The sequence below is a fragment of the Mycobacterium sp. genome, from assembly GCF_049280035.1.
In the GTDB taxonomy this organism is placed as follows: Bacteria; Actinomycetota; Actinomycetes; order Mycobacteriales; family Mycobacteriaceae; genus Mycobacterium.
Map to the genome: position 1 here is coordinate 1 of NZ_JBAPPI010000692.1, position 7,409 is coordinate 7,409.

Here is a 7,409-nt window from a genome sequence, read left to right on the forward strand (position 1 = left end):
GCGGTGGCCTTCGCACGCGCGACGGCGTCGTTGATGGCTTCGGGGCCGCAATCGGTGAACTCGGTGATCTGCTCTTCGGTAGCGGGGTCGATGATCGGAATCACGTCACCGGTGCCGGGTCGCTTACGGATCTCCTCCAGCACAGCCTGCACCGTCATAGGTGTATCCCTTCTCGCCTCGTTGCGACTCTATCTCTGTAGAGAGAGATTCCCGAGTGTAGCCCAGGGCCACCGCGGTCCTGTAGCTAGGTCGCTTCGTAGGATCCGGAGCACATGGTGGCTGCAGGCGCAGCGATCGGAGGAAACTGGGAGTCGAAATGGCTGACATCACCAAGCTGATCCTCGATGACCATGAGTGGTTCCGCGAACGATTCGCCAAGCTGGACGACCTGCAGGCGCAAACACCGGTCGACCATGCCGCACTCGAGCGGGTATGGCGCCCGCTCGGCGAGAAGCTGGACCTGCACGCCTACATCGAAGAGAAGATCTTCTATCCGCAACTGCTCAAGCGCGGCCTCGACGATCCCGAAGGCGAGACGCTCGATGCGATCGGCGATCACAACGACATTCGCGACGGAGTGGCAGCCGCGAACGCGGCCCCGGTCGGCACCGAACAATGGTGGGCGGCGGTCGGTCAGACCCGACGGGCCAACGACGATCACATGGGCGAAGAAGAAAGAGAAGGACTTTCAGATTTCCGCCGGCATGCCCCGGTCGGTCTTCGGGAGGCACTCGGGCGGCAATATCGCGAGTTCATGGCGCAGCATCGCACTACCAAGGGATTAGACATCACCGACCGCGACCCGCAGCACTACGTTGACGATCTCGAAAACGCTTCGCCGTCCAGACCCGCCGACTATTCGCTGCGCATCGGAAGCCTCAGAGGCGAATGATCGGGCTCGACGCGTAGCGGCTAGTTCGCCGTGCCACCCACGGCGAACTTGCCGATTGTCAACGGTTCAGTGCAGGTCAGCCGTGGCCGGAGCCGCAGCCGACACCCGGAAGACATCCGGTACCACCCGGCACGCCGCCCGGACCCCAGAACTGGCCACCGGAGCCGCAACCGACACCCGGGACGCAGCCTTGCCCGCCCGGACCGCCACCGGGGCCGAAGTTTTGGCCACCGGAGCCGCAGTTGCCGTTGGCGTCGCAGCCGCTCCCGCCTGGGTCTTGCTTGAAGACGACATGCGTGGGCGCCGCACCAGCCATTGCCGGACCCGCCGCGAAAGTTTCAGCTGCTGCCACAGGCGTAACAGCAATCGCCGCAGCAACAGCGCCACCAACCACCAGCGGTTTCATTAAGTTGAATTTCGCTAACATGCGCGGGGTGTACCCGCTCCCACACACGTGCAAAACATCCTCGAAAAAATTAGCTGGCTTCATGCCGCGGGTGTAGTGGTGGCACGTGGCGCGGTGGTGAGATGAACGACGTGATCTATGACAAGGACCGCACCGGTCTAGTGCTGATTGATCCGTACAACGATTTCATCTCCGAAGGCGGCAAGGTATGGGATCGCCTCAGAGGCGTTGCGGAAGCCAACAACTGCGTTCCGCACATGAGCCAAGTCCTTGATGCTGCGCGTAGCGCGGGCGTCCGCGTCTTTTATGCGCTGCATCACCGGTATCGGCCTGGCGACTACGAGAACTGGAAGTACATCGCGCCAATCCAGAAAGCAGCGTGGTCACGTAGGACGTTCGAATACGGAACGTGGGGTGGGCAGCTCCGTCGGGAATTCGAACCCCAACCGGGCGATGTCGTCGCGCAGGAGCATTGGTGCTCCAGTGGTTTCGCCAACACCGATCTGGATGTTCTGCTCAAAAGGCATGGCATTGATCAGCTGATCATGACGGGACTTATTGCACACACCTGCCTCGAAGCGACAGTTCGGTACGGCGCTGAACTGGGCTATGAGGTCGCCGTGGTCAAGGATGCGACCGCGAGCTACTCCGACGACGAGATGCATGCGGCCCTGGAAGTCAATATCCCTAACTACGCCACCGCAGTGGTATCAGCAGACGAAGCCGTCGAGGCGATTTCATCGTTGATCGTGTCGTAGGTGTTAGATCCCTTTGCCCGGCCGTCGAAATCTGGGAGGAATCGTCAAGATCGGGATGCGGCTGACTCATCAGCGGTCGTCTGTGCGATGCGCGATCTGGAAGACGTTGCCGAACGGATCGCGGACCATGGCCCGCCTGTCGCCATAGGGGGTGTCGAGCGGCGCTTCAAGGCTCATCGCACCTGCGGTGAGGGCTCGGTTATAGACCAGGTCCGCATTGTCGACGTAGACGTAGAGAAAAGCCGGGAACAGGTCGCGCTCGACGGCCGAGGTCACCATGACAACTGAGTCACCGATGCGCACTTCTGTCGGACGTCCGGCTTGTACCTGGCCGACGGCATCGAAGACCGCGCGCAGGAACTCGACCGCTGCTGCGGCGTCGCTCACGACCATGCGCGGTGTGACCGAGTGGAATTCCGGAGGTCGGTCGACCTTCATGCTGCGGCCTCCTGATCGTGTCCTAGTCCCGGTGGTTCGTGATGTTGATGACATTGCCGTCCGGTGCTCGTACGAAGAACCGGCGCAAGCCCCATGCCTCTGTACTTAATGGATGCACGATTTCGTAGCCGAGTTCTTGGGCTTCGGCGTAGGCACTGTCGATGTCATCGGTGCAGACCGAAATGACCGAGTCTTCAGCGGCGGTGGCATCGCTCGTTACCAGCTGGACGACCGCCCTGGAATCGGCAGAGGTATACCGGGCGACCCATCCCATGTTGAACTGCTCGTCGCTCAGGCCGAGGTAGTCGGTGTAGAAGCCCTTGGCCGCCTCGATATCAGCCACTCGGAGGTTAGCCATGACTTTGGTAGCTTGCACGCGGTTTCCTTTCGCGGCGGACGGTCAGGCCGGCAAAGGTTCGCCGCGGTAGTCGCCGAAGGACCACAGGTTGCCCTCGGGATCCCGGACAGCGAATTCGCGGGCACCATAATCTGTTTCGCCAAGGGGCCGTACGATCTCGGCTTTGTGCTCAAGGACCCGCTCGTAAAGTGCATCCGGATCGGTGGTCACGATGTAGCCGCCTGCGGTGCCGGGTTCGCGGCACCACTCGGCGTTCGGCTTATAACTGCCGAGCATGATCCCGCCGCTTCCTTCGGGCCAGTGCAATTGCGCATGGTCAACGGTGTCACCCTCGCCGTAACGGACTGCGAGAACGAAGCCGAAAGTATCCACGTAGTAGTCGATCAGCTTCGGCGCGTTATGAGCCTGCAGCGTCAGCCATACGGTCGGATTAGGAGAAGTCATGCTCCCAGTCTGATCCGGACGCATGGCCGCCGTCTTGAATGTTTCGGAACTCTTCGGCAACCCAGCGCCGCGGCGGCGCGCCCGCGAATCGGACGAATTCGCGGCTCAGGTGGGCCTGATCGCTGTAGCCGGTGTCCATCGCGACGGCCGCCAGATCGATTGGCGCACGCCGCCGCACCGACTCGGCGATCCGCGCGGTCGCATGCTCGAAGCGCATCAGCATCGCAACAGTCTTTGGCGAACGACCGACTTCCCGCTGGAATAACGTCGTCAAATGTCTGGCGCTCAACTCAACTTGCTCGGCAACTGCGCTCACCGACGCTCGGCCGCGACTGCGCTGCAGCAGGTGCCAAGCGTAGGCGACTTCGGGACGAACCGTCGAATGGTCGCGGCGTGTTCGCGCATCCACCAAGTACTCCGCGATCAAGGCGAACGCATCTCGCCAATGACCTGCATCGCTTACCCGCTCACGCAGCTCGATGCCGCGCCGGCCTAATACGGTGGTGCCGTCGAAGTCTGTCGGACTCAGCTCGGCGCTGGGCATTCCGAACAGTGCGCGCGAGGCCAGCGGGTGCACCGCCAACTGCACGCCGGCTTGGCCGCGGCGTTGACGAATATGAGCGGCCTGCACCTGCAATCCGCCCAAAAGCAGCGGGTTTGCTCGCGCGGTCGGAAGGCCTTCGGCGGTGTCAGTCGCCTCCACCCCGTCATCGAGGCTGACGATGAAGGTCAGCGTCGACGACGGCATCCCCCGATGCACCTCGCCCGGAGCCGCCAGGGCACGGTATCCCACCATCGACGCAACGCCGGGAGCACTCCGCGGCCGCGCAGTGACGAATTCCCAAGTGCGCCCCGGCTCGTCGGCAACCACGACTCCCACGCTAGCCGCAGGCGGTGAAGGAAGGTGAGAAGTTACCCTGACTACTGTGAGCAGCCAGCGAGTACCGGGCGGGGTGGTGCACAAGCTGCCCCCGGATTTGCGCGCAGCGCTGATCGCCAACGACGAGGCGCTCGCTGCGTGGAACGACATCACACCCTTGGCGCGCAACGAGTTCATCTGCTGGGTCGAGGACGCCAAGCAAGAAGTGACTCGCGAGCGCCGCATCCGGCGAACCCAGGAAGAGCTGGAAGAGGGCATGCGCCGGCCCTGCTGCTGGCCGGGGTGCAAGCACCGCGAACGCACCGGCAGGTAACTGGTCGCGGCACTTTAAACCAATTCCCTTTACCTGCGCGCGATGCAGTACTACGCTTTGTGGTACTACGTTGCATAGTAGACGGCTCGCCCGCCTGCTGTGGGCGAGTTGCCGGCCGCGTAGCTGCGGTCGCGGCCGTGAGGAGATGGTCGTCATGAGCCTCAACCTGGCGAATATCGCGGCGCGCCAAGCCAACGACATTGATGCGCGCTATCACCCGTCGGCCGCGGTGCGGCGCCAGCTCAACAAGGTTTTCCCGACGCATTGGTCGTTCTTGCTCGGTGAGATCGCGCTGTATAGCTTCATCGTTTTGCTGATCACCGGCGTCTATCTGACGCTGTTCTTCGATCCATCCATGACAGAGGTCACCTACAACGGTGTCTATCAGCCGTTGCGCGGCGTGGAGATGTCGCGGGCTTACGCATCAGCACTCAACATCTCTTTTGAGGTCCGCGGCGGGCTGTTCGTGCGCCAGATTCACCACTGGGCCGCTCTGATGTTCGCCGCGGCGATCATGGTGCACTTGGCTCGCGTCTTTTTCACCGGCGCGTTCCGCCGGCCTCGCGAAGCCAATTGGGTAATCGGTGCTTTGTTACTTATCGTGACGATGTTCGAGGGCTACTTCGGCTACTCACTGCCCGACGATTTGCTCTCGGGTACCGGACTGCGGGCCGCACTGTCATCGATCACGTTGGGGCTACCGGTGATTGGCACCTGGTTGCACTGGGCGCTGTTCGGCGGCGACTTCCCCGGCGACGTCTTGATCCCGCGGCTTTATGCCATCCATATCTTGATCTTCCCCGGCCTCATCTTGGCGTTGATCGGGGCGCATCTGGCGATGGTGTGGTTCCAGAAGCACACTCAGTTCCCCGGGCCCGGCCGCACCGAGCGCAATGTCGTCGGGGTGCGGGTGATGCCGGTGTTCGCCGTCAAATCCGGCGCCTTTTTCGCGCTGACCGTGGCGATCTTGGGCCTGATGGGCGGCCTGTTACAGATCAACCCGATCTGGAATCTAGGTCCCTACCGGCCTTCTCAGGTCGCAGCAGGCAGCCAGCCGGACTTTTACATGATGTGGCCCGACGGGCTGCAGCGCCTTTGGCCGGCATGGGAGCTTTACATCGGACACCACACAGTGCCGACAACGGTTGCTGTCGCGCTGATTATGGGCCTGGTTTTCGTCTTGCTGACGATCTATCCGTTCCTGGAGAAGCGGTTCACCGGCGACGATACCCACCAGAGGTGCTACCACAACCTGCTGCAGCGCCCACGAGATGTGCCGGTGCGCACCGCGATTGGAGCCATGGCGATCGCCTTCTATATGGTGCTCACCCTGAGCGCGATGAACGACATCATTGCGTTGAAATTCCATATCTCACTGAACGCGACGACCTGGATCGGGCGCATCAGCATGGTCGTGCTGCCGCCGATCGTCTACTTCATCACCTACCGATGGGCCATCGGCCTGCAGCGCAGCGACCGCGCGGTGCTCGAGCACGGCATCGAAACCGGCATCGTCAAACGCTTGCCGCACGGCGCCTACATCGAACTGCACCAGCCGATCGGCCAGCCGTTGCCGCTGGAGTACCAGGGCGCCCCGGTGCCCACCAAGATGAACAGACTCGGCTTGGGCGGCTCGCCGGGTTCCGGCAGCTTCCTGTTTTCCGACCCCGCCTCCGAAGACACCGCGCTCTCCGAAGCCAGCCACGCCGCCGAACAACGCGCGCTCACCGCGCTGCTGGACCGTCAGCAATAACCGTCGCACGGCGCAGAAAAGCCGTTGCCGTAATACGCTCATCGCGTGGACGAGTTGGCCGGGTTACCTCACTACCACGTCATCGCCGAAAACCATGACGACGAGCTGATTTACAGCGACGGGTTCACCTGGCCGTGCGCGCAGGGGTTCGCTGCAGACCTGATTACACCGCCGGCGGGCGCCCCTATTTCCGAGCCGGTGAAAGCAGTGTGGATCATCGAAGGCGACCCCTTCTGGTGCCCACTCGCGCATGGTGATGGCATCCCAGCCGACGAGCAGGCGACACCAGGATTTCTCGAGCAAGCGATGCACCAGCAGCCGTACTGGTCGGTCTAGTTGCCAGCTTGCATTAGCAACGTCGCTCAGGCGATCCCATTCGGTTCGGCGAGGTTGAGGATCGCGATCACTTCGACCAAAGCGATCAGGTAGCTGTACAGCACACCAAACAGGTAACGGACCCACATTCGCCCGAACGCCCGATCGCCATTCATGACGTCAGATTTTTATCGACGGCAGGAGTCTGGTCAGGTTCCACAGCTGATTACGTCTGGCCGATAGACACGAGATCGTCAGTGCGACCGCCCATATACCGATCAACACGATCACCGCTTGCCACAACCGGAAATCGATGCCGCCCAATATGAGCTGCCGCAGTCCGTTGACGCCGAACGTCATCGGGTCAAAATGATGCAGTATCTGGAATGGCTTCGACGTGGTTTCCACCGGGTACATGCCGCCGGCGCTAACCAGCTGCAGCATCAGTAACGCCATGATCAGTACGCGCCCTACCGCCGGACCGACGAGTGCATTGATCGCCTGCGTGGCGGCGATGAACGCACCGGAAACCAGGATCATGAAGGCCAGCATCGCGACCGGATGAGCGGCGTGCATCCCGAGGGCGAATCGCACTACGCCGTAGAGGATTATCGCCTGCATTATCCCGATCACTGCTGCGGGCAGGTAGCTGGAAAGCACCACGCGGATCGCGATCACCTCTGCGGCGATCGCGCGGTTTTGCAAGGGCCGCAGCACCATCCACAGCACGAGCGCACCGAAGAACAAGGCGAGTGTGAGGAAGAACGGCGCCATGCCGGTGCCGAAGTTGGGCGCGGCGTTCTCATGTGTGGCTTCCAGCTGAACCGGGCCACCGATAGTGTCGGCGATCGC

At 62.1% G+C, this 7,409-nt stretch carries 12 protein-coding genes and 1 pseudogene; 5 read left to right on the plus strand and 8 right to left on the minus strand.

All coding sequences use genetic code 11. From position 1 onward, the window contains the following. Positions 1 to 158: pseudogene (locus WAN71_RS22165) on the minus strand (betaine-aldehyde dehydrogenase); the annotation flags it as partial. Between the two features lie 158 nt (positions 159 to 316). Between WAN71_RS22165 and WAN71_RS22170 the strand changes: the two are divergent. Continuing rightward, complete coding sequence (locus WAN71_RS22170; protein WP_422227388.1) at positions 317 to 892, plus strand: hemerythrin domain-containing protein; 576 nt, start codon at positions 317 to 319, stop codon at positions 890 to 892. Between the two features lie 76 nt (positions 893 to 968). Here the strand turns inward: WAN71_RS22170 and WAN71_RS22175 are convergent, their stop codons facing one another. Continuing rightward, positions 969 to 1,298 (minus strand): PE-PGRS family protein, encoded by a 330-nt coding sequence (locus tag WAN71_RS22175; protein ID WP_422227389.1) that lies wholly within the window; start codon positions 1,296 to 1,298, stop codon positions 969 to 971. 122 nt (positions 1,299 to 1,420) lie between these two features. Here WAN71_RS22175 and WAN71_RS22180 point away from each other — a divergent pair, with 122 nt between their 5' ends. After that, entirely contained in the window at positions 1,421 to 2,056 is a 636-nt protein-coding gene (locus tag WAN71_RS22180) for an isochorismatase family cysteine hydrolase (protein ID WP_422227390.1), read from the plus strand. 69 nt (positions 2,057 to 2,125) lie between these two features. On the opposite strand, the gene WAN71_RS22185 is transcribed toward WAN71_RS22180, so the two are convergent. From WAN71_RS22185 to WAN71_RS22200, 4 genes are read right to left on the minus strand one after another with little or no spacing between them, the layout of a single operon-like run. After that, positions 2,126 to 2,494 carry a VOC family protein gene (locus tag WAN71_RS22185; protein WP_422227391.1) on the minus strand — a complete coding sequence of 123 codons (369 nt, stop codon included), beginning with the start codon at positions 2,492 to 2,494 and terminating at the stop codon, positions 2,126 to 2,128. Positions 2,495 to 2,516: 22 nt separating this feature from the next. Beyond that, positions 2,517 to 2,870, minus strand: coding sequence for a VOC family protein (locus WAN71_RS22190; protein ID WP_422227392.1), 354 nt, complete (start codon positions 2,868 to 2,870; stop codon positions 2,517 to 2,519). A 24-nt stretch (positions 2,871 to 2,894) separates the two neighbouring features. Continuing rightward, positions 2,895 to 3,296, minus strand: a complete 402-nt coding sequence (locus WAN71_RS22195; RefSeq protein WP_422227393.1) for a VOC family protein — start codon at positions 3,294 to 3,296, stop codon at positions 2,895 to 2,897. After that, positions 3,283 to 4,092 carry a helix-turn-helix domain-containing protein gene (locus WAN71_RS22200; protein WP_422227399.1) on the minus strand — a complete coding sequence of 270 codons (810 nt, stop codon included), beginning with the start codon at positions 4,090 to 4,092 and terminating at the stop codon, positions 3,283 to 3,285. Before WAN71_RS22200 ends, WAN71_RS22195 begins: the two co-directional genes overlap by 14 nt. A gap of 130 nt (positions 4,093 to 4,222) precedes the next feature. Between WAN71_RS22200 and WAN71_RS22205 the strand changes: the two genes are divergently transcribed. From WAN71_RS22205 to WAN71_RS22215, 3 genes are all read left to right on the plus strand, one after another. After that, on the plus strand, positions 4,223 to 4,489 hold the full coding sequence (locus WAN71_RS22205; protein WP_422227394.1) for a YdeI/OmpD-associated family protein: 267 nt from the start codon (positions 4,223 to 4,225) through the stop codon (positions 4,487 to 4,489). A gap of 154 nt (positions 4,490 to 4,643) precedes the next feature. Next, a complete protein-coding gene (locus WAN71_RS22210; protein WP_422227395.1) occupies positions 4,644 to 6,242 on the plus strand; it encodes a cytochrome b in 1,599 nt (532 codons plus the stop codon). Between the two features lie 45 nt (positions 6,243 to 6,287). Next, a complete protein-coding gene (locus tag WAN71_RS22215; RefSeq protein WP_422227396.1) occupies positions 6,288 to 6,578 on the plus strand; it encodes a hypothetical protein in 291 nt (96 codons plus the stop codon). 26 nt (positions 6,579 to 6,604) lie between these two features. On the opposite strand, the gene WAN71_RS22220 is transcribed toward WAN71_RS22215, so the two are convergent. Both WAN71_RS22220 and WAN71_RS22225 read right to left on the minus strand, forming a co-directional pair. Further along, positions 6,605 to 6,733 carry a hypothetical protein gene (locus WAN71_RS22220; RefSeq protein ID WP_422227397.1) on the minus strand — a complete coding sequence of 43 codons (129 nt, stop codon included), beginning with the start codon at positions 6,731 to 6,733 and terminating at the stop codon, positions 6,605 to 6,607. A 4-nt stretch (positions 6,734 to 6,737) separates the two neighbouring features. After that, positions 6,738 to 7,409 (minus strand): YhgE/Pip family protein (locus tag WAN71_RS22225; protein ID WP_422227398.1); only part of this gene is annotated, 672 nt, incomplete at its 5' end.